Source organism: Corynebacterium sp. USCH3 (genome assembly GCF_037619475.1).
Classification (GTDB): Bacteria; Actinomycetota; Actinomycetes; order Mycobacteriales; family Mycobacteriaceae; genus Corynebacterium.
In genome coordinates, this window is record NZ_JAQPZT010000002.1 from 337452 (window position 1) to 357372 (window position 19921).

Here is a 19921-nt window from a genome sequence, read left to right on the forward strand (position 1 = left end):
GTGGACCCCGGGTTCCGCGGCCACAACAGATGGACGACCCACCTTTAGCCGGTACGGGGAAACCCCTACCCCTGGACAGCCCCCTCACTCAACGGGAAACTGATGCGGACCGCAGTCCCGTTCGGTTCATTGGGTTCGTAGGTGATCGTCCCGCCGTGCCGTTGGACGATATGCTCACAGATCACCAGTCCGATACCCGAGCCGTCACTCTTCGAGGAGAACGCGCCGGCCGCAAGCATGTCTGCCGGTTCCCGGGACATACCCCGGCCACGGTCGCGCACGACCACCGAGGCCGTCTCTGCCGTCAGTTCCGTGGAGACGACCATGTACTTCTCCTCCGTCGTGGGCAGGCTCACCTCGTCAATGGCGTTGACGCAGATGTTGATGATGACCTGCCCGATCAACACGCTCTCACCGAGAATCGTCGGTGGGCGGCCGCACAGGTCGGCGATGACCTCGACCCCCTTGTCTTCGGCACGCAACCGCACGAAGTAGAGGCTCTCCTCGACCACGTCGTTGAGGTCGACGACCGTGCTGACGTTCTCGATGCGACGAACGTACTTCTTCACCGAGGTCACGATGTCGGCGACCCGCTCCAACTGCGACCGGGCCTGGGTCAGGCCGTAGTCGAGGGACTCGGCGGGGGCGCTCTGCTGCCCCAGTCTGCGCCGTACCCCGTCGAGGTAGTTGGTCGCCGCCGCAATAGGTTGTCCGAGGTCGTGGGCGAGAATCATCGCCATGTCCCCCATCGCGTTGTACCTGCTCATGTACTGCAGGTTCTTCTCCTGGTACGCGTTGCGGTGCTCCCACTCGACCTTGCTGGAGATGTCTCTCACGGTCAGCACCCGGATGCAGCTGCCGTCGAGAACCACGTTGTCCAGGATCCCCGCAAGCCAGCGCACCTCACCGGTGTCACTCGAGACCTTCATCCTGACCGTCACCGCGCCGTCCGGCTTGCTCATCTCCGCCATGACGAACATGCCGTCCAACGGTGTGTCGATGTCCGCGAGCTCGTCAAGTCGTCGTCCCAGCAGATCCTCCACCGAGGACCCCACCAACTTCGCGGCGAAGGGCGACACGTCCTCGACCCGGAAGTCCCTGTCCAGCAGCATCATCCCCGAGGAGGTGTGCAGCATCAGACGGTCGAGGGAATCCTCCACCCACTTGCTGGAGTCCGGGACCACCTCAGCCTCACGGATCACCCGGAACTCCACGAGGATGACGTCCACCGGCTCGTTCCCGGAGTCCGTACCACCGGGAATGGTGACCAAGGTGGCGACGGCGTCCGTCATGAACTCACCACCGTCGCGGTTCGCGTACTTCCAGAGCCGCTTGTTGCTCCCGTAGACCACCGCCGCCTGCAGCCACGCCGTCCCCATAGCGCGTCTGTAGCGCGGGTCCTGCGAGCTCATGTGGTGGGCCTTCAGTGAGCGCAACTCCTCCACCGAGTAGCCGAACTCCGCACACGCCGTCCGATTCGCCCAGAGAATACTCTTCGACTTCGCGTCGTGGACCAACCATCCGTTGGACGAACTGTCCGCCAGAAGCCGGAAGCTCTCTGCCTCAAATTCCATGGTCACCACTATAGGTGCGCGAAAAAACTCCAGGAAGTCCCGGACGATCAGACGAGAATAAAGATTCCTGTACCCGGGGGACGGGATTTACCGATAGTCAGCGCACTGCGCAGAAACATAACGTCATAGGTGGATATTTCACCAAGGCATCTGGAGGACTAGTGCTACTCGACCACGTTCGATTCACCACCGAGGCCGCGCCGGCCGGCCCGGAACGGCAGGCGGCCTTCGACCATGCACTGTCCGTCCTCCGTGAACGCCGGGATGAATTCGCCGGTCTGGGGCATGTTCCCAAGGACTACGTCGACCTTCTGGTCGAGGCGGGGCTGTACCGTGCGTCTACTCCGGCGACCTTCGGCGGAGAACCACAGCCTCCCGCCGAGTTCATGCGCCAGATCGAACAGATCTCGGCCGTCGACCCCTCCACCGGGTGGGTCGCGAGCTTCGGTTCAGCGCTCACCTACTTTTCCGCGCTTCCACGCGAGACGCAGGAAAAACTCTACGCGGAAAGTGTCGACATTGTTTTCGCCGGCGGCATGTTCCCCATGATTGAGGCGGAGAAAGTGGAGGGCGGCTGGGTCGCCAACGGCACCTGGTTCTTCGCCTCGGGGTGCAAGGGCGCCGACATCCTCGGGATCGGCCTGCGTGGCGGGCCGGAGACCGCCGGCCGCCCCCTGACTGCGCTCGTCCATCCTGACGATGTCGAGATCGTCGAGAACTGGGACGTGGCGGGGATGAAGTCCACCGGCTCCCACAATGTCCGGGTCACTGACCTGTTCATCCCTGACGAACTGACGTTCATCCGCGGCGGAACCCCGACGATCGACGAACCGCTGACGCGCTATCCGGCACTGGCGTACGCCGCTCAGGTCCTGGCGGTGACGGCGCTGGGTGCAGGCCGCGGTGCACTCGACTTCGTCCGCGACACCGGGTCCGCCAACGCGTCCGTGACCGGCGGCCCCGCCAAGGGCAACCGTCCCGTCTACAAACTCGGACTCGCCCACGCCGAAGCCGACCTCCGCTCCGCCCGTGCGTTCTTCTACGAGTCCACGGAGGCTGTCTGGGACAAAGCCGAGTCCGGCGAGGAGATCACCTCCGAGGACAAGGCGATGCTGCGGATCGCCGCGTCACATGCCGCCCAGGTGGGACGGAGGGTGGCGCTGACGGCGTTCGACCTGGCCGGCACCGGCGCCATCTTCACCAGCCACCCGTTGCAACGGTTCGTGCAGGACGGGCTCGTCCCGGCCCAGCACGCGATGCTCCAGGAGAACACGTTCGAAGCCGGCGGTGCGCTCCTCCTGGGGCTGGAGCCGACGATCCCCAGCTTCCCCTGACTTCCCCCGAGACCGAGAAGAGAAACCATGTCTGATTCACCACTTCGCACGCTGTTCTGCGTGGGCAACAACCAGAACTTCTTCGACCTGCCGAAAGACGATATCGGCAAAGTCTGGATCGCGACCCAGACGTTCCTGACGAGACTCCGGGACATGGACGGGGTGGACATCATCGGCACGTTCGACGATGACGCCCACATGGTCGGTCCGTCCACCGGGTGGCCCTGGACCTTCTACGTTCTCGCCGACGTCCGCGACCAGCCGACGGTCCGGGAGGCCTGCAACCTCCTGCGCACCATCATGGTCGACGAACATGCCCTGTGGCGGTACTTCACCATCGAAGCCCGGATGGGCAGGGAACTGACCATCCGCGATGATGTCGCGCTCTGACCACGCGCTCCGACCACGCCTGAGAGAGGAACTGACCAATGACAATCCCTACACGGATCCCCAGCAGCTCACGAAGCAACTTCGCCGCTCTCGTCGATGACGACCGGGTGGCGGGCCAGCTCTACACCGACCCCCAGATCTTCCGGGAGGAGATGAAGAGGATCTTCTACCGCACCTGGGTGTGGGTGGCGCACGAGAGCGAGATCCCCGAGTCCGGGTCCTTCAAGACCACCTGGGTGGGGGACCAGCCGGTGATCGTCAACCGTGACCGCAAGGGCAACTTCAACACCCTGCTCAACCGGTGCAGGCACCGGGGTGCCACGGTCTGCGACCAACGCAGCGGCAAAGCGAACGGCTTCACCTGTCCCTACCACAACTGGTCGTACACCCACGACGGCCGGCTGCGGGGCATCCCCTACCCCGACGGCTACGAGGGGCTGATCGACAAGAAGGACTTCGGGCTGCAGAAACTGCGCACCGAGAGCTACCTCGGGATGATCTTCGCCACCTTCAACGACGACGTCGAACCCCTCGAGGACCACCTCGGCGACGCGAAGATCTGGATGGACCGGTTCTTCAAGCAGACCAACGGGTACCCCTGCAAGGTCATCGGCACCCACAAGTTCCGGTTCAAGGGCAACTGGAAGATTCAGCTCGAGAACACGACGGACGGATACCACTTCCCGATGGTCCACAAGTCGTGGATGGCCTCCGTCGACTCCGAGACCGCCGACATGATGTCCTTCATGGACGACCCGGCTGCGGAGACGCACGCGTTGGGCCACGGCCACAGTGTGAGCATCATGGCCACCGCCCACATGGACCTCGACGAGGATGACGGTTCCGAGGAAATCCAGCCGCGGTTCAACCACATCGTCAAGGAACTCGAGGAGGCCGGCGAGAGCCCCGCGATGGTCCGGCGCTACATGCGCTCGATGCACGGCTGCGGTTTCAACCTGAACATGTTCCCGAACATCGCCATGTCGTCGGCGTTCTTCCGGGTCCTCATCCCGATCTCCGTCGACGAGACCGAGATCTGGCATATGGCGTTGGGCATGGACGGCGGGCCGGAGTCCGTCAACCGTGAGCGGCTCCGGATCCACGAACACTTCCAGGGACCGTTCGGCTTCGGCAGCCCGGACGACTCCGAGGGTTGGGACCGGGTCCAGATCGGGGCGGGCGGCAACCCGTCGATGCCGATCATGATCAACCGTGGTCTCGGCCGCGAATACACCACCGAGGACGAGAACTGGCCGACCTCGCACGTCACCGACGAGACGGGCATGCGTGAGGCGTACTACATGTGGAAGAGGATGATGAGCAATGACGACACAGACAACGCAGACAACGCAGACAACGCAGACAACGCAGACAACGCAGATGTCTGACACGGTGGCACGTCCCGTGACCCCGTTTCTCTCCGACACGCGCGTCCAGCGGGCGATTGAGCTCATCTGGTACGAGGCTGCGCTTCTGGACCGGAAGGACTACCCCGCGTGGGAGAGACAGTTCAGCGACGACGGGTACTACATCGTACCGGTCGACCCGGAGACAGAGGACTTCGAGAACTCGCTCAACATGATCTACGACGACGCCCGTATGCGACACCTCCGGGTTGAGCGGCTCATCCAGGGATTCTCCCCCAGCGCCGTCGCCGCGGCCACGACCGTCCGCACGGTCTCCAGGTTCGAGGTCGTGGAACTGTCGGAGCGTGAGGTTGTGATCCGTTCGGCGCAGATCATCACCGCCCACAAACGTAACGAAACCCGGAACCTGGGTGCCGAACTCACCCACCGGATCCGACTTACCGCAGAAGGCGACAGCGGCAACGACCTCATCGTCCAGAAAGTCGCCCGTCTCATCGACAGCCAGGACGCCATCGGCGCCGCCGGCTTCCTGATCTAGAAAGGATCTGGCAGACATGACCGACCACGCATCACAGTCCCAGCCCGGAGTAGCCGTCGTGACAGGCGCAGCCGGTGGGCTCGGCAGCTTCATCACCCGCCGACTCCACGCCGACGGACACAAGGTTGTCGTCACCGGGCGCAACATGGAGAAGACGACAGCACTTGCGGAGGAACTCTCCCCTGACGGCTCCTCCGCACTCGCGGTCGAACTGGACGTCTCCCGCAAGGAGGGCTTCACCAACGCCCTCGACCGGATCACCGACCACTGGGGAACGCCGACGATCCTGGTCAACAATGCAGCGGTCACCCGCGCCGCAGATGTGTTCGAGCTGGACACCGATGAATTCGACGAGGTTCTCACGACCAACGCCAACAGCATCTTCTTCGGTTGCCAGGTCTTCGGCCCGGCAATGGCACAACAAGGCTACGGCCGGATCGTCAACCAGGCCTCACTCGCCGGACAGAACGGTGGCACCGCCACCGGTGCGCACTACGCCGCCTCCAAAGGCGCGATCCTGACGACGACGAAGATCTTCGCCAAGGAACTCGCGTCGTCCGGAGTCACCGTCAACGCGATCTCCCCGGGGCCGCACGACGTCTCGATCGTCCATGACACGGTCGGTCACAAGATGGACCAGATCGTCGAGGGTATCCCGGTCCACCGGCTGGGCAGCCCGGAGTTCATCGCCGACACCGTGTCACTGCTGACACAGCCGAACGCCTACTTCGTCACCGGCGCCTGCTGGGACATCAACGGCGGCCTGTACCTCCGCTAGAAGGTCACCGTTCCACCGCACACTCACGACAGGGAAGAACAATGGGACTCAAGGAAGTCGTCGTGGCAGATATCGTCCACGAGACACCCACCATCATCTCCATCTACCTGAGCATGCCCGACGGCACCCCGATAGGGCACTACACGCCGGGGGCGCACATCGACGTCGAGGGCCCGACCGCCATCACGAGGCAGTACTCCCTGTGCGGTCGGCCGGACGGTGACGACGCGTACGTGGTTGCGGTGAAGCGGGAGGACGAGTCCCGCGGCGGGTCCGCCGCGTTGCATTCGCTCAAGGTCGGTGACCGTCTGAAGATCTCCGAACCCCGTAACCTCATCGGCATCGCGGAGCAGGCGACCCACCACATCCTCATCGCCGGGGGAATCGGGATCACGCCCATGCACAGCCTGGCCCGGTACATGGACGTCCGCGACATCAGTTTCGAACTCCACTACTTCGCCTCCTCCGAGGAGGACGCGGCGTTTCTTCCGATCCTCCAGGAGAAGTGCCCGGAGAAACTCCATGCCCATCTGGGCATCACCAGAGATGACCAGACCGAGATCCTTGAGCGGCTGCGCGATGAGGCTCCCACGGGAAGTCACGTCTACCTGTGCGGCCCGCAGGGATTCATGGACAAGATCACCGGCATACTCTCCGAGAGGTTCAGCGACGGCGACATCCACTTCGAGAACTTCCACGCCGGTGAGCAGGTGGATGACTCACAGAACACGGCATTCGTCGTGGAACTCGAGGGCGAGGAGTTCGACATCCCCGTGGACCGGAGCATCGTCGACGTCCTCAACGACAACGGTGCGGAGATCGACACGTCCTGCAGGGAGGGAATCTGCGGGACCTGCATCATGGAGGTTCTCGAGGGGATCCCCGACCACCGGGACAACGTCCTGACGGCGTCGGAACGGGAAGCGAATGAAACGATGGCGGTGTGCATCTCGCGATCGAAGACGCCGAGGCTCGTGCTCGACTACTTCTGACGTCGGCCCCCGACGTCGCCGGATCAGAGTGGGGTGCCGTAGCGCAGGATGTCCCGGACGAATGTGCCGATACTGTCCGCGCCGGTCTTCGTCTTGATCCGTGTCCGGTGGACGTCGACGGTCTTGACGCTCATCCCCAGACGCCGACCGATCGACTTGCTCGGCAGCCCCTCCACCACCATCGCCAGTACCTCACGCTCCCGTGGCGTGAGCGTCTCGACTTTGCGGGCGACGTCCGTCCTGCTCCTGTAACGCTCGAAGTTCCCCCGGGCATTCTCCACACCGAGTTGCACGGCGTCGAGGAGCTTCTGGGGATCGTACGGCTTCTCCAGGAAATCCTGGGCACCGGCCTTTATCGTGTCGACAGACATCCGGATGTCCCCGTGGGCGGACACGAAGATGATCGACACGTACGGGGCGATGTCCGCCAACTTCTCCTGGAGACGGGGACCGCTCATCTCCGGCATCCGGACATCGAGCACGATACAGGCCGGACGGGTCCGGTCGAAACGACCGAGGAACTCGGCGGCACTGTGGCAGACGACGCTGTCGATACAGGCGCTGTCCAGGAGCCAGGCGACGGAATCGCACAGACCAGGGTCGTCGTCGACGATGTAGACGACAGGAGCGTTCTCCATCAGTCCCACGCGGCTTCTGCAGTCCAGTAGTGCATGCCGAATTCACTGACGTGGTGCTCCCAGGGAGTGGTGCGCACCAGGTCCGGCTCCTCCTTCCGCACGGAGACGTCAGCCGCCTCAGGACCGTCCGCTTCGACGGTCCAGTGCACCCAGTTGACTTCCCGGCCGAGCTCGTCGTGGACGAACAGGTCGACGTGGTGCCAACCGTAGGTGAATTTGTCTCCGTAACAGGTCAGGAACATGCGGTAGTGGTTTACCGGGCGAGGGCGAATAAGGGTGTCCGAGCTGTTTACCATTTCATCTCCTTGAGTGTGGGGACTCCGTCGACGTCGCTGAATGAGGGAAGGTCACGGAGCAACGGTTCCAGTGACGCTCCGAGCGCCAGGAGCATCGACTCGCTGTCCTTGGGGCCGACGACCTGGATACCCAGAGGCATTCCCGCGCTCGTGCGTGCACCGGGCACGGTGAGCACGGGAAGTCCCAGCAGCTGCCACGGTCGGCTGAGCTCCGGCGACCCGGTGCCGGTGCTCATCATCGGGGCCGGCCCCTTCGCCGCCGGACCGATCACCAGCCCGGACGTGCCCAGGCAGCGTGTCAGTGCCGTCAGGGACACGTCCCGCCGGAACAGCGCATCGGTGACATGCTGTTCCTCGACGACCTCTCCGTCGCTGAACAACTGGCGCAACTGGGCGCTCACCTCTCCCCTCCGGGACCCCAGCTGTTGCCCCAGGCCGGCTGCAGCTTCGAAGGCCATGACCGTCCGGTGGTCGTCGACCAACGACCGGATGTGGTCGTCCCAGTCCAGGGGCGACGACGCGACACCCAGTTCCCCCAACAGGTGTGGCAGCGTGCGGAGAAGCTGCATCATGGTGCTGTCGAGGTTCAACATCCCGGAGCCGTCCCAGAGGAGCGCGGTGACGTCGGGGAAGGACTCTCGACGGACGGCCGCCCCCTGCCCTGCCACGTCGAAGAAGGCGCGGTGGACGAAGTCCAGGTCCTCCACCGACCGGGCGAGGAAACCGAGGGAGTCCAGTGACTCGCTCAACCCGGTGACACCTGCGAGGGACGTCGCGCCGTGGGTCAGGACCAGACCCGCCGCGCCGCAGAACGACGCCGGCCGGGTGAGGGATCCGGCAGTCTGGGTCCCCAACGCGAAGGGAATCGTACCGGCACCGACCGCGGCAGCGGATCCGCTCGAGGACCCTCCCGGGGTCGCGGACTCACTGAAGGGGTTGGTCGTGGGGCCGGGCGAAAAATACCCGTACTCCGTGGTGACCGTCTTCCCCTGCACGGTGGCACCGAGTTCCCTCAGACGGGCGACACACGCCGCGTCGTCGTCCTTCGGCTCCTGGTCGGCCGTCGGCGAACCGCATCGCGTGGGATGCCCCCGGACGTCAATGATGTCTTTGACCCCCACAGACAGTCCGGCCAACGGACCATGTGAGGGGACGTTGTCGCCCTCGTCGAGGTCGGTGAGTTCAACCCACGCCTTCAGACGCGGTTCGTACCGGGTGATTTCCCGGCGGTGCTGGTCGGCACTCTCCCGGGCGGAAATGCGACCGTCGTGGACATCTCTCACCCGGTGCTCCACCGACTGTGTGCGGTGCGCGAGCGTCATGCTGATTCCTTCCTTCGACGACCTGGTCCAGTGACGGGGAGCATCCTCGTGGACATCACGTGATGCCGGTCACCCCGCGGTCTTTTGAGTCCCAAGATTATTACACCCGCCACGGGCTGACTACTTTTCGGGACTAAAGGTAACCCGCAGGCAAAACTTAAGGCTACCCTTTCCTTATTTATCAGATTATCTCCACCTCTCCCCTCATTCACCGCCACGACCGCGGTCGCCGTGGAGATTCTAAAGGTTTCCCGCGTAGTGCCGTAAGTCACCCCTGCCCTAGTTTTGTTCCTTAACCGGACAGCCATCTTTCACAGATCCGCCACCGACACAAGCGCGCCCTGCAATGGAGGAGCACCCGACGTGAATGACCACTCCGTTTCCACACAATTCGACCCACGTACATTCAGACACGCCATGGGGCATTATCCCACCGGGGTGGCCGTCGTCACCGGACGTGCGGCGGACGGGGAACTACTGGCCATGGTGGTCGGAACGTTCTCGTCGGTGTCCCTCGACCCGCCACTGGTTTCTTTCATGCCGATGAAGGCATCCAAGACATTCGGGAAAATGCAGGAGTGCTCGTCACTGTGCATCAACATCTTCGGCGGAGAACAGGAATCCGAGATGTTGTCCATCGCCCAACGGTGGCAGAACAAATTGGACGGGATCGAATGGTACCCCTCCCCCGCCGGCGACCCCATTCTCAAGAACTCCATCGCCTGGATCGACACCACGATCTCGGAAACAATCGAGGCCGGCGACCACTGGATCGTCCTGTGCCGCGTCCATGACCTGGAGGTGACGAACTCCGTGGCCCCACTCCTGTTCTTCCAGGGCGGATACGGGAGCTTCGTCGGATCCACGATGATGGGCCGCCTCCGGCACGACTCACTTCCCGCCATCCACGCCGCACACAGCGCGGACGACGACCTCGAGTCCCTCGCCGAGTCCATCGGCTGCGAAGTCATCGTCTACGCCGCGCTCAGCGAGGACGAGTTCGCGACAGTCTATTCTGCGCTCGGTCCGGGGGTGTCCCCCGAGCACAGGTTCGCAAGCCGGGTCCCGATCGTGCCCCCTATCGGGGACACGTACCTGTTCGACAAGCCCGAGGAGGTCCGCGAGCGTTGGCTCGGCAAACTCGGCACGCCGTCGGACGACGTCCGGAGAAACCACTGCCGCCGACTCGAGATGCTCAACGACAAGGGCTACGTCATCTCCCATCTCCCCGAGGAAGGCAGCGTCGCCTACGAACAGATGATCGAAGCGACGAAAGAGTACCTCAAAGGCCCCCTGACCCCGTTCGCCGAGAGGACCATCCGTGAGCTGATCGGGAGCACCACCGTCGACTACTCCCAACGGGAGATCACCGACGACGAACGCTACAACGTCGGGTCGATCGTCTTCCCGGTCCGGGACCCCACCGGGGAACACACGATGACCCTCCGTCTGGCCCAACTCCCCCAGGACGTCGACGGCCGGACCGTCCGCGGCTGGATCACCCAGGCGCAGGCCGTCGTCCGGCGCATCGAAAACCACTGACAGCCAGACATTCCCCTTTCACTCACCCCGAGGAGCACCGCAATGCAGGAAGACACCAGTCACACCATCGAGACACTCGCCGCACGGGTCGAGGTCCTGGAGGCAGAAGCAGACATCCGTCGCGTTCAGGCGCGCTACATGATGCTGTGCGACACCCCGTGCCCCGTCCACCCCCCGGTGAGCGACAAGGAGCGGATCGAACTCATCCTGGACCTCTACACCGACGATGCGGTGTGGGAGGGGGTCGGCGAGTACTACACCGGTCAGTTCGGCCGGGCCGAGGGGAAAGACGCGATCCGCGCCCACTTCAACCGTTTCTGGCCCGAGGACCAGGACCCCCAACTCATCCTCAACGCGCACTACCTGACGTCGGAGCAGATCTCCGTCGACGGAGACGTCGCCGAGGGTGCGTGGATACACATGCAGCCGTGGCTCTTCTCGGACGGCCGTTCCCTTCTGCGCTCAAGCCGTCTCAACAACGCGTTCCGGAAGGACGACGGAGTGTGGCGGGTGACCCGGACGCGAACGGAGAACGTCTTCATCTCGGACCTTCCCGACAACTTCGCCGGAAGTTACCCCACGCAGTCCGTGCTCTTCGCATAGCCGGGCCTTACCGGGGACGGCTCACCGCCCCGGCACACACCGCAGACCACGATGACACGACTGCAGGAGGCAGCATGCTCGTCACACTCAGGAAAAGGCTGTTGGCAGTACTTCTCGTACCTTTTCTCGTCGCCGGTTGTTCCTCTGCCGCCGACGAGGGAAACGGCGACGTCACCATCACCCTCGCGAGCGGATTCGCGAAGAACCACTCCAATAACGAGGGCGTCTTCATGTTCATCGACAAACTGAAGGAAACGGCGCCGTGGATCACCGTCGACTTCAAGGGAGGACCGGAGGTGATGGCGCCGAACCTGCTCATTGAGGGGGTGTCGGCCGGAGTATTCGACATGGGCATCATGCCCGGCGACTACTACGTCGACCAGGTTCCGGCCATGGAACTCGCACGTTTCACGCCGTTCACCCCGATGGAGGAACGTGACAACGGCGTCGTGGAGATCTACGACGAGATTCACCGGGAGCAGCTCGGGGTCACCTACCTCGGGCGCGCGGTCGCCGGGATGCCACAGGTCATCCTGAGCCGGGACGACATCGACGGACTCGACCTCCACGGGGCCTCGTACCGTACGTCGTCGGCGACCTCCGGCATGGTCAGTCGCATGCACGGTGTGCCCGTCGACCTTCCGGGCGGCGAGGTGTACACGGCCCTGGAGCGCAACGTCGTCTCCGGCGCGACCTGGGCCTCCGTCGGCCCGTCAAGCCTCGGACTGGAAGGGGTGGTGAACTACGACCTCGCACCGCGGTTCTACGAGTCCGTCGCCAACCTCCTGATGAACGAACGGGCATGGGACCGGCTCGATGCACGCACACAGGCGGCACTGACCGACACGCTCGCGGAGACGGAGCCCGAGATCTTCAACCACTACCTCGAACGCACGGTGGAGGAGACGCAGCAATGGCATGACGCCGGTGTCCGCGAGACCCGGCTCGACGACGAGGACTCCGAGGCCCTGCTTGAACTCGCGTACGTCGACGGCTGGGAAGACCTGGACTGGGACCGGATCCTGACCACCTCCCCGGCAGCCGCCGACCTCCGCGACGCCTACGACGTTCCCCTCGAAGGGCGCGGCTACGACCGGGTCCCCGGCGGCGCCTTCATCTCCGACACCGAGGAACTCCAGGAGGACACCCCATGAGTTCGCAGACTCCCCGTACCGACGGGTCGACCGTACCGACAGACAGCGCGGAAGAGGTCCTGGAGGCACTCCCCGACTCCGTCAACGACACCACGGACATATCGGCCCGCACCTGGTTGCCGGAGCGCGCCCTCGAATACCTCGGGGCCGTCATCATACTGGTCCTGACCGTATTCATCGCCGTCACCGTGGTGATGCGCTTCACCGGGCACGGGGTGCTCGGCGCGGTCGAGCTCTCAGCTCTGGCGATGGTGCTGATCACCGTCCTGGTCATCCCTGCCGCCACCGCGGCGGACGACAACTTCAAGGTCGAGATCCTCGACATGTTCAACCGCCCGCGCCTGGTCGTCGTCGGCCAGCTGATCGGGGCCGTCGTGCAGCTTGTCGTCGCCCTGTTCCTGACATTCAGCGCGCTGGAGCTGCTCGTCAACGACTGGAACACGAAGACGACCATGGCCGGGGAACTCGCCCTCCACCGGTACTGGCTGTCACTGGCGGTGTTCGTGGGGTTCGCCGTGATGCTCCACGCCACCGTCTTCTACCTCATCCGCTCGATAAGAACAGTTCGTGCATCCACCAGCACCCAGCGAGAGGAAGCCTAGGTCATGGAGTGGTACATCTTTCTGCCGGTCTACATACTGGCCCTCATCCTCGTGCTGTTCCTGCGGATCCCCGTCGCCTTCGGCATCTTCGCCGTGGGAATCGTCTCCTCACTCCTGATCTTCGGCGACATCGAGGTCACCTCCCGTCTGCTCAGTCTCAGTGTGATCAGTTCCGTCAACAGCTTCACGTTCACGGCGATCCCGCTGTTCATCCTCATGGGCGACGTACTGTTCCGGGCACGCATCGCCCAGGACGCCATCGTCGAAATCGCCAAACTGCTCCGCCGCGTCCCCGGGCGTCTGCCCATGGTGGCGGTCGCCGGCGGCAGTGCCTTCGGCATCCTCTCCGGCTCGTCGCTGGCGAACACGGCGCTACTCAGCCGTACCCTGCTGCCGCAGATGAAGGCTGCAGGGTACGACACCCGACTCTCCGCAGGCTCCATCCTCGCGGCGGGCGGACTGGCGATGGTGTTCCCTCCGAGCGCACTGGCGATCCTCTGGGGCGGTGTCGCCAACGTCTCCATCGGCCCCCTCCTCATCGCAGGAATCGTGCCCGGCATCCTCATGGCCCTCGGCTACGTGACCATCGTCCTGTGGAAGAGCAGGCAGGCGGCAGTCGGCGAGTCCTCCCCCGACTCCGCACAGAACCTTCCGCCCCGCCGTTCCGGGGCAGAGATCGCCCGGGGCTTCCTCAGCAACCTCCTGCTGCCGGGGATCATCGCGGTCACGGTGCTCGTGGTGATCTTCACCGGCATCGCGACACCCACCGAGGCTGCCGCATTCGGGGCACTCGCCTCGATCATCCTCGCCTTCGCCACCGGTCGGTTCTCCCTGAAGGAACTCCTGGGCGCCGGGGTCGGCAGCATTCGCATCACGGGGACGATCTTCATCCTCGTCATGGCCTCCACCCTGTACTCACAGATCATGGCCTACATGGGTGCAACCGCGGGCCTGGTCCAGTGGGTGTCCGGCAGTATCGCCAACGGGGCCCTGATGATGTTCCTCATCATCCTGCTCCTGGTCGTCCTCTCGTGTTTCATCGACCAGGCGTCGATCATGCTGATCACCGCACCACTGCTCATGCCGATCGTGACGCAGTTCGGCTGGGATCCCGTGTGGTTCTCCATCATCGTGCTCGTCACCCTGCAGATCGGGAACATCTCCCCGCCCTTCGGCATGGGCCTCTTCGTCATGAAGTCCACGGCGCCCTGGCTGCCGCTGTTCACGATCTACCGGGCAGCGGTCCCCTGGATCATCTCGGACCTGGTCGTCGTCCTCATCCTCTGCCTGCTGCCGTGGCTGGTGACGTTCCTGCCGCAGCTCATGGCCGGGTGACCCGGATACCGTACTTTCCCGGTACCCGGTACGTTCCCAACGGAAATAACGTGAACGCCACTCTCCACCGACGCACATCCTCAGACCAGGAGCACCATCATGGCACCACAACGACAGGTCGGATATCTCTGGGACACCCTCTACGGGTGGGTGGACAGTGGAAGCGGCGGGTTCACACCTGCCGACCCGTCCGTCGGCCTCCAGCCCATCAGCCACCACATCGCCCATGCCGACACCAAGCGGCGGTTCCACGAGGCTGTCCAGGTCTCAGCGCTCGCCGACGTCCTGGTCCCACTGAGGGCCACCCCGGCCCAGGCCGAGGACCTGCTCAGGGTCCACACCGCCGAGCACGTGGAACACATCCGGTCCCAGTCGGAGAACGCGAAGGGTGGCGACGCCGGCGACGGGGCCAGTCCCTTCGGACGGGGCGGGTACGAGATCGCCCGACGGTCCTCCGGCGGCGCGATCGAGGCCGTGCGGGCCGTGGTGGAAGGGGAGGTCGACACCGCGTACGCGCTGATCAACCCGCCCGGACATCACGCCGAACGGGCACGCGGAATGGGGTTCTGCCTGTTCAACAACGTCTCCGTCGCCGCGGCCTACGCGCGGGACGTCCTCGGTGTGTCGCGCATCGCTGTCGTCGACTGGGACGTCCACCACGGAAACGGCACCCAGGACATCTGGTGGGACGACCCCAGCGTCCTCACGATCTCGCTGCACCAGGACCGGTGCTTCCCGCCGGACTCAGGATTCCGGGAGGACAACGGAGCCGGGGCGGGGACGGGGGCGGCGCTCAATGTGCCGCTTCCTCCCGGCAGTGGCAACGCGGTCTACGAGCTGGCCATGCGTGATGTCGTCCTTCCCGCGCTTGAGGCGTTCCAGCCGGAGTTGATCCTCGTCGCCAGCGGATTCGACGCCTCCGCGATGGATCCGCTCGCGCGTCAGATGGTCACCCAGCGTGGGTTCAAGACACTGACCCGTCTGCTCCTGGACGCCGCGGACTCCCTGTGCGGAGGCAAGGTCGTCGTCATCCAGGAGGGAGGCTACAGTCCGTACTACGTCCCCGTGTGCGGCCTCGGGGTCCTGGAGGTCCTCACCGGCGTCGAGACAGGGTTCGGTGACCCGTATTCGCCGGTCCTGGATCCTCAGGGCGTCGATGACCTGTACGACCACCAACGCCTCGAGGTCGCGAAAGCACAGGAGCTCGTGACGAACGTCCCGACCCCGTGACCGTCCCCCTGTCCGCCCCCCTGACCGGCGCTCACCCGGACGATCCGCGGACGATCTGTCCGAGGGGCGCCCGGTCCGGGTGCGGTACGTACAGTCCGGCCCCGAGCGCGATGACGACGGCCTCGAGTCTGCTCGCCGCCCCCAGCTTCTGCCGGAGTGAACCGAGATACGACTCCACGGTCCGACGTCCGAGATGGAGCCGCGACGCTATCTCCCCGTCGCCTGCCCCGCAACACAGTGCGCTGAGCACCTGCAGCTCCCGTCTCGTGAGCCCCCGTGTGGCTGCGGCACCCGCCGGACGCGCGACAACCCGTCCAGGCTGGACCACGTCGACGCTGACGAGCGTCCCGTCGAGATCCCACAGGTGGTCGACAGACGTGAGGTGGCTCCGGCAGAACTCACGGAGATGCCTCACGAAGTCCGGATCCGCCAACAGCCGCTGCTCGACGTCCGCATGGACATCGTCGCGCGGGGGTTCCTCGACACCGGGAAACATCGCCACGATACTTCCCAGCAAACCGGACACCGCCAGTGCGGCGTCGCGCGGGTTCCCGTCGAACGCCCCCGCCGTCCTGCTCGAGAAATGGGCCATTCCCACCGGCCCGTCATCGTGGTGCAGGACCAGGGACATCCCCTCGGCGTACCCTTCCGCGGCGAGGTGTTCCCGGAAAAGCCGGGACGTGGTGAAACCGGCGCCCACCCCCGACGTGGAGATCGTGGGCGGCAGGGGCGCACAGTCACTCATCTCGGAGGTGAAACGCCGGGTGTCCACGGCCGGGAACATGTGCGCCAGTGCCCATGCGGTCGTGGACGAGTAGCCCGTCCTGCAGATCTCCGAGGGTCTCCTCCCGTGACCGGTCCGCAGGACCAGCACTGCGTCGTACGGAACAAGCCGCTGCAGGAGCTGCAGGGATGTGGCGAGGTCACGCCGGAGCTTGTCCAGGTCGACCGTGCCGTGTTCTCCGTCCACGACCGCGCTCCTCCTCTGCTACTCCACGACGGTACGGCCCCGCCGTCCACCGACCACGATACCCACACAGGTGACAAGGCAGACAGCGGCGAAGACGGCGTAGACGCTGAACAGCCTCGAGGCTCCCCCGGCACCGAAGACGGCGCCACCGACGACCGGGCCGAGAAATGAGCCGACGTACGCCATGGCGTTGGTGATCGCGATGACCGTCCCACGGAGCGGAGGAGCCACGTGGTTGGTGGCCGCCGCGCTGATGAGGTTCTGGGTCGAATGCCCCCCGATCCCCAGCAGGGCGACGAACACCACCGCTCCGGCCATCGCGGTGGGGCCGGACATCAGACCGATCAGTCCGACCAGGGTCAGGGCAGCGCAGAGGACCGCGATACGGGCCGGACCGACACGGTCGCCGGCGGTCGCGGTGAACCATGACCCGATGACCGCTGCGCCGGTGAGGACGAACGTCAGGGTGAGAGCCTGGGTCAGGGTGAACCCGCTGCTGCGCATCGCCTCCGCCAGCCAGGCGTTGAGTCCCAGCCAGGTCACGAGGTTCATGACGCTGGCCAGTGCCACGAACAGGACGAGAACGCGTGTCGACGGGTGGAAGAGCGCCGTCAGGCGACGGTAGGGTGCCAGCGTCGAGTTCTGTACCTCGTCGGGCTCCCGGATCCGCCCCAGGAGTGACACCACCAGGATGACCAGCGTCAGGACGGCACCCGCCCAGTAGTTCGACCGCCACCCCCAGTGCGGCATGAGGAAGATGCCGAACAGTGACGCCAGCACACCGCCGACCGGCACGCCCGCCGTGGTCAATGTGATGACCAGGCTCGCCCGGTTCATCGCGGCGTGGTTCCGTGCCAGCGTCATCGCCGAGGTGAACGCCGCCCCGATGCCGATGCCGGTTATCATCCTGGCAACCCCGATCACGGTGGCGTTCGGTGCCACCGCGACAAGCACGGAGCCGAGGGCGAAGACGCCTACCGCGGCCGACATCAGTCGGTGACGCCCCCACCTGTCCGCCAGAGGACCGCTGATCAGGATGCCCGTCAATCCGCCGGCGTAGACGACGCCACCGATGAGTCCGGTGGTCGCCGGGTCGATGGCCAGCCCGGGGTCGTCCAGAAGAAGAGGGACGGTCACACCGAAGGTGATCAGGTTGTAGCCCTCCATCACCACGACGACCATGCAGAGTGCGATCACCGCCCTGCTGGACAGAGGTTGTCTGGTTGCCGAGGTGGTTGAGGCTCGGGATCTCGAGGTAGTCACACCATTTCTCCTATCGTGTCGGACGCGGTGTCCGCGTCGGGTGTCGGGCCACCGACGATGAACCCCGCGGCACGTTCTCCGACGAGAACGGCGGCGGCGTTGGTGTTTCCCGTCGTCACCAGGGGCATGACCGAGGCATCCGCCACCCGGAGACCGGTGACACCACGGACAGCGAGCGTCCGGGGATCGACGACGGACCCCGCGTCAACCCCCATCCGGCACGTCCCCACCTGGTGGTGGTAGGTACCGACATGCGCACGCACGTACTTCTCGAGGGCGTCATCGTCGTCCCCGACGTCGTTCCCCGGGTACATCTCCTGCGCGCCCCACTCCGCGAGTGATGGCGCACGGCCCATACGGCGGCACTGACGTACGGAGGCGACGAGAGCGCTGACGTCGACATCGTTGTCGAGCGCCGCGAGGTCGATCAGCAGTTCATCGGACACGTCCGGCCCGGAGAGTGTCACCGAACCCCTGGCTTGCGGTCGGACCAGCCCTGCCACGAGTGAGAACCCGTTCTCCGGCCCCGTCATGTCGTCGAGGTACATCGGGATGGAGAAGTGGATGGGTTGGGTGTCCGGTACGGCGAGGTCGGGTCGGCTCCGCCAGAAATGATGGGTCTCGGCCACACCGGTGCTCGGCGGAGGGACCGGTGTCGAGGTCGTGAAGACCACGGGGACGAGCAGGTGGTCCTGCAGGTTCTTCCCCACTCCCGGTAGATCGACCACCGGTTGCACGCCCGCCGACAACAGCTCGTCGGCCGGACCGATACCTGACCGTAGGAGGATCGCCGGGGACCCCAGTGCCCCTGTGGCGAGGATGGTCTCTCCGGCGTGGAGGGTGTGCCGTCGGCCGTCGCGGATGTACTCGATACCGGTCACCGCGCCAGCCTCGATGACCAGACGGTCGACCTCCGCACCGGTGACGACGGTGAGGTTCTCGTGCCCGAGGACGGGTTTCAGGTAGGCGCGCCAGGTGGTGAACCGTTTCCCGTCGCGGACATTGAGCTGCATCCTCGAGATCCCGTCGGGCGCGCCGTCGTTGTAGTCCTCGTCCAGGGGGAGACCGATCTCCGTGCCCGCGCTGAGGATGCTCTCCTGGATCGGGTTGACGGTGTACCCCTGCGACACGTCCAGCAGCCCGTCCTCTCCCCGGAGAGCGGATCCGCCCCCGTCGAAGTTCTCGATGCGCCGGAAGGTCGGCAGGACATCGTCCCAGCTCCAGCCCGGACACCCCAGATAGGCCCACGTGTCGTAGTCTTCCCTCGACCCACGACACCAGATGGTCCCGTTGAGGGCGTGCGATCCACCGGTGACCTTGCCGCGGGGCAGGTGCAGTCGCCTCCCGCCGCAGTGCTCCTGGGGCACCGTCTGAAAGTCCCAGTCCTCCGGTCCATGCCACAGCATCACCGACGACCAGACGGTCTCGATGAGCGGGTTCTCGTCGTACCCGCCCGCTTCAACGACTGTGACCTTCTCCCCTGCATCGATGAGCCGACGGGCGACGACACACCCGGCAGACCCCGCACCGACGACGATGTACCCTGTTCCGTCCATGTTCTCCTGTGACCTCCGCCTTTTCGACGGGGAGCGGTGGATACCTTCGATCCGACGCCCCACGCGACAACGTATGTGGTGAAAACGGTAGCCAGCTGCCGCTGCAGCGAGTTGTCCGAGAGCGCTACCCAGTTGGCCAGGGGTGAAAAACATGGGTTCCAGCGCCGACCGGTTCCGCCCCTCGGCGGTGATTACCGTAGTCATCTCCATGCTCATCGACGGAGACCGGCACCCTCGCCGACCGCGACGGGACGGTCAGGAACCCGCCCTCCAGGATCGACACACCGCCCACACCGGGCCGCAGATATTGCGTATCTTCCTGCTGTTTTCCACTCAAATCCACCCAGGGACACCGGGGACTCCCCCGTCACCGTGACATCGGCGTAGATAGTTTGTTACACTGCAGCAATCACTTGTACATGCGTATGCACTACACC

At 64.8% G+C, this 19921-nt stretch carries 19 protein-coding genes; 12 read left to right on the forward strand and 7 right to left on the reverse strand.

What is annotated here, in order from left to right; genetic code table 11:
• Nucleotides 1-65: 65 nt before the first annotated feature.
• Nucleotides 66-1574: an ATP-binding protein gene (locus PQI66_RS04880; RefSeq protein WP_339996453.1), complete on the reverse strand. Its 1509-nt coding sequence runs from the start codon at nt 1572-1574 to the stop codon at nt 66-68.
• A gap of 161 nt (nt 1575-1735) precedes the next feature.
• Here PQI66_RS04880 and PQI66_RS04885 point away from each other — a divergent pair, with 161 nt between their 5' ends.
• The 6 genes from PQI66_RS04885 to PQI66_RS04910 are packed head-to-tail and all read left to right on the forward strand — an operon-like array spanning nt 1736 to nt 6973.
• Nucleotides 1736-2908 carry a flavin-dependent monooxygenase gene (locus tag PQI66_RS04885; protein WP_339996454.1) on the forward strand — a complete coding sequence of 391 codons (1173 nt, stop codon included), beginning with the start codon at nt 1736-1738 and terminating at the stop codon, nt 2906-2908.
• 27 nt (nt 2909-2935) lie between these two features.
• Complete coding sequence (locus tag PQI66_RS04890; protein ID WP_339996456.1) at nt 2936-3298, forward strand: hypothetical protein; 363 nt, start codon at nt 2936-2938, stop codon at nt 3296-3298.
• A gap of 38 nt (nt 3299-3336) precedes the next feature.
• Nucleotides 3337-4686: an aromatic ring-hydroxylating oxygenase subunit alpha gene (locus tag PQI66_RS04895; RefSeq protein ID WP_339996458.1), complete on the forward strand. Its 1350-nt coding sequence runs from the start codon at nt 3337-3339 to the stop codon at nt 4684-4686.
• Nucleotides 4679-5203, forward strand: coding sequence for an aromatic-ring-hydroxylating dioxygenase subunit beta (locus tag PQI66_RS04900; RefSeq protein WP_339996460.1), 525 nt, complete (start codon nt 4679-4681; stop codon nt 5201-5203). The genes PQI66_RS04895 and PQI66_RS04900 overlap by 8 nt, the downstream gene beginning before the upstream one ends.
• A 16-nt stretch (nt 5204-5219) precedes the next feature.
• Nucleotides 5220-5981 carry an SDR family NAD(P)-dependent oxidoreductase gene (locus tag PQI66_RS04905; protein ID WP_339996461.1) on the forward strand — a complete coding sequence of 254 codons (762 nt, stop codon included), beginning with the start codon at nt 5220-5222 and terminating at the stop codon, nt 5979-5981.
• Nucleotides 5982-6022: 41 nt separating this feature from the next.
• The gene (locus PQI66_RS04910) at nt 6023-6973 is read left to right on the forward strand and encodes a PDR/VanB family oxidoreductase (RefSeq protein WP_339996463.1); all 951 of its coding nucleotides are present in this window, start codon (nt 6023-6025) and stop codon (nt 6971-6973) included.
• A gap of 23 nt (nt 6974-6996) precedes the next feature.
• Here PQI66_RS04910 and PQI66_RS04915 read toward each other — a convergent pair whose 3' ends face one another.
• The 3 genes from PQI66_RS04915 to PQI66_RS04925 are packed head-to-tail and all read right to left on the reverse strand — an operon-like array spanning nt 6997 to nt 9229.
• Nucleotides 6997-7611: a response regulator transcription factor gene (locus tag PQI66_RS04915; RefSeq protein ID WP_339996465.1), complete on the reverse strand. Its 615-nt coding sequence runs from the start codon at nt 7609-7611 to the stop codon at nt 6997-6999.
• On the reverse strand, nt 7611-7853 hold the full coding sequence (locus PQI66_RS04920; protein ID WP_339996466.1) for a hypothetical protein: 243 nt from the start codon (nt 7851-7853) through the stop codon (nt 7611-7613). The genes PQI66_RS04915 and PQI66_RS04920 overlap by 1 nt, the downstream gene beginning before the upstream one ends.
• A gap of 47 nt (nt 7854-7900) precedes the next feature.
• Nucleotides 7901-9229: an amidase gene (locus tag PQI66_RS04925; protein ID WP_339996468.1), complete on the reverse strand. Its 1329-nt coding sequence runs from the start codon at nt 9227-9229 to the stop codon at nt 7901-7903.
• Between the two features lie 417 nt (nt 9230-9646).
• Between PQI66_RS04925 and PQI66_RS04930 the strand changes: the two genes are divergently transcribed.
• The 6 genes from PQI66_RS04930 (at nt 9647) to PQI66_RS04955 (ending at nt 15695) form a co-directional block, all read left to right on the forward strand.
• Nucleotides 9647-10771, forward strand: coding sequence for a flavin reductase family protein (locus PQI66_RS04930; protein WP_339996470.1), 1125 nt, complete (start codon nt 9647-9649; stop codon nt 10769-10771).
• Nucleotides 10772-10813: 42 nt separating this feature from the next.
• Complete coding sequence (locus tag PQI66_RS04935; protein ID WP_339996471.1) at nt 10814-11374, forward strand: nuclear transport factor 2 family protein; 561 nt, start codon at nt 10814-10816, stop codon at nt 11372-11374.
• Nucleotides 11375-11448: 74 nt separating this feature from the next.
• Entirely contained in the window at nt 11449-12528 is a 1080-nt protein-coding gene (dctP, locus tag PQI66_RS04940) for a TRAP transporter substrate-binding protein DctP (protein ID WP_339996472.1), read from the forward strand.
• Nucleotides 12525-13130 carry a TRAP transporter small permease subunit gene (locus tag PQI66_RS04945; RefSeq protein ID WP_339996473.1) on the forward strand — a complete coding sequence of 202 codons (606 nt, stop codon included), beginning with the start codon at nt 12525-12527 and terminating at the stop codon, nt 13128-13130. The genes dctP and PQI66_RS04945 overlap by 4 nt, the downstream gene beginning before the upstream one ends.
• A gap of 3 nt (nt 13131-13133) precedes the next feature.
• A complete protein-coding gene (locus PQI66_RS04950) occupies nt 13134-14465 on the forward strand; it encodes a TRAP transporter large permease (RefSeq protein WP_339996475.1) in 1332 nt (443 codons plus the stop codon).
• A gap of 99 nt (nt 14466-14564) precedes the next feature.
• Nucleotides 14565-15695, forward strand: coding sequence for a class II histone deacetylase (locus PQI66_RS04955; protein ID WP_339996476.1), 1131 nt, complete (start codon nt 14565-14567; stop codon nt 15693-15695).
• Nucleotides 15696-15726: 31 nt separating this feature from the next.
• Here PQI66_RS04955 and PQI66_RS04960 read toward each other — a convergent pair whose 3' ends face one another.
• Genes PQI66_RS04960 through PQI66_RS04970 form a run of 3 tightly spaced genes read right to left on the reverse strand, consistent with a single transcriptional unit; the run spans nt 15727 to nt 19484 of the window.
• The gene (locus PQI66_RS04960; RefSeq protein ID WP_339996478.1) at nt 15727-16665 is read right to left on the reverse strand and encodes a helix-turn-helix transcriptional regulator; all 939 of its coding nucleotides are present in this window, start codon (nt 16663-16665) and stop codon (nt 15727-15729) included.
• A gap of 18 nt (nt 16666-16683) precedes the next feature.
• Nucleotides 16684-17928, reverse strand: coding sequence for an MFS transporter (locus PQI66_RS04965; RefSeq protein WP_339996480.1), 1245 nt, complete (start codon nt 17926-17928; stop codon nt 16684-16686).
• Nucleotides 17925-19484, reverse strand: a complete 1560-nt coding sequence (locus PQI66_RS04970) for a GMC family oxidoreductase (RefSeq protein ID WP_339996482.1) — start codon at nt 19482-19484, stop codon at nt 17925-17927. The genes PQI66_RS04965 and PQI66_RS04970 overlap by 4 nt, the downstream gene beginning before the upstream one ends.
• Between the last annotated feature and the right edge of the window lie 437 nt (nt 19485-19921).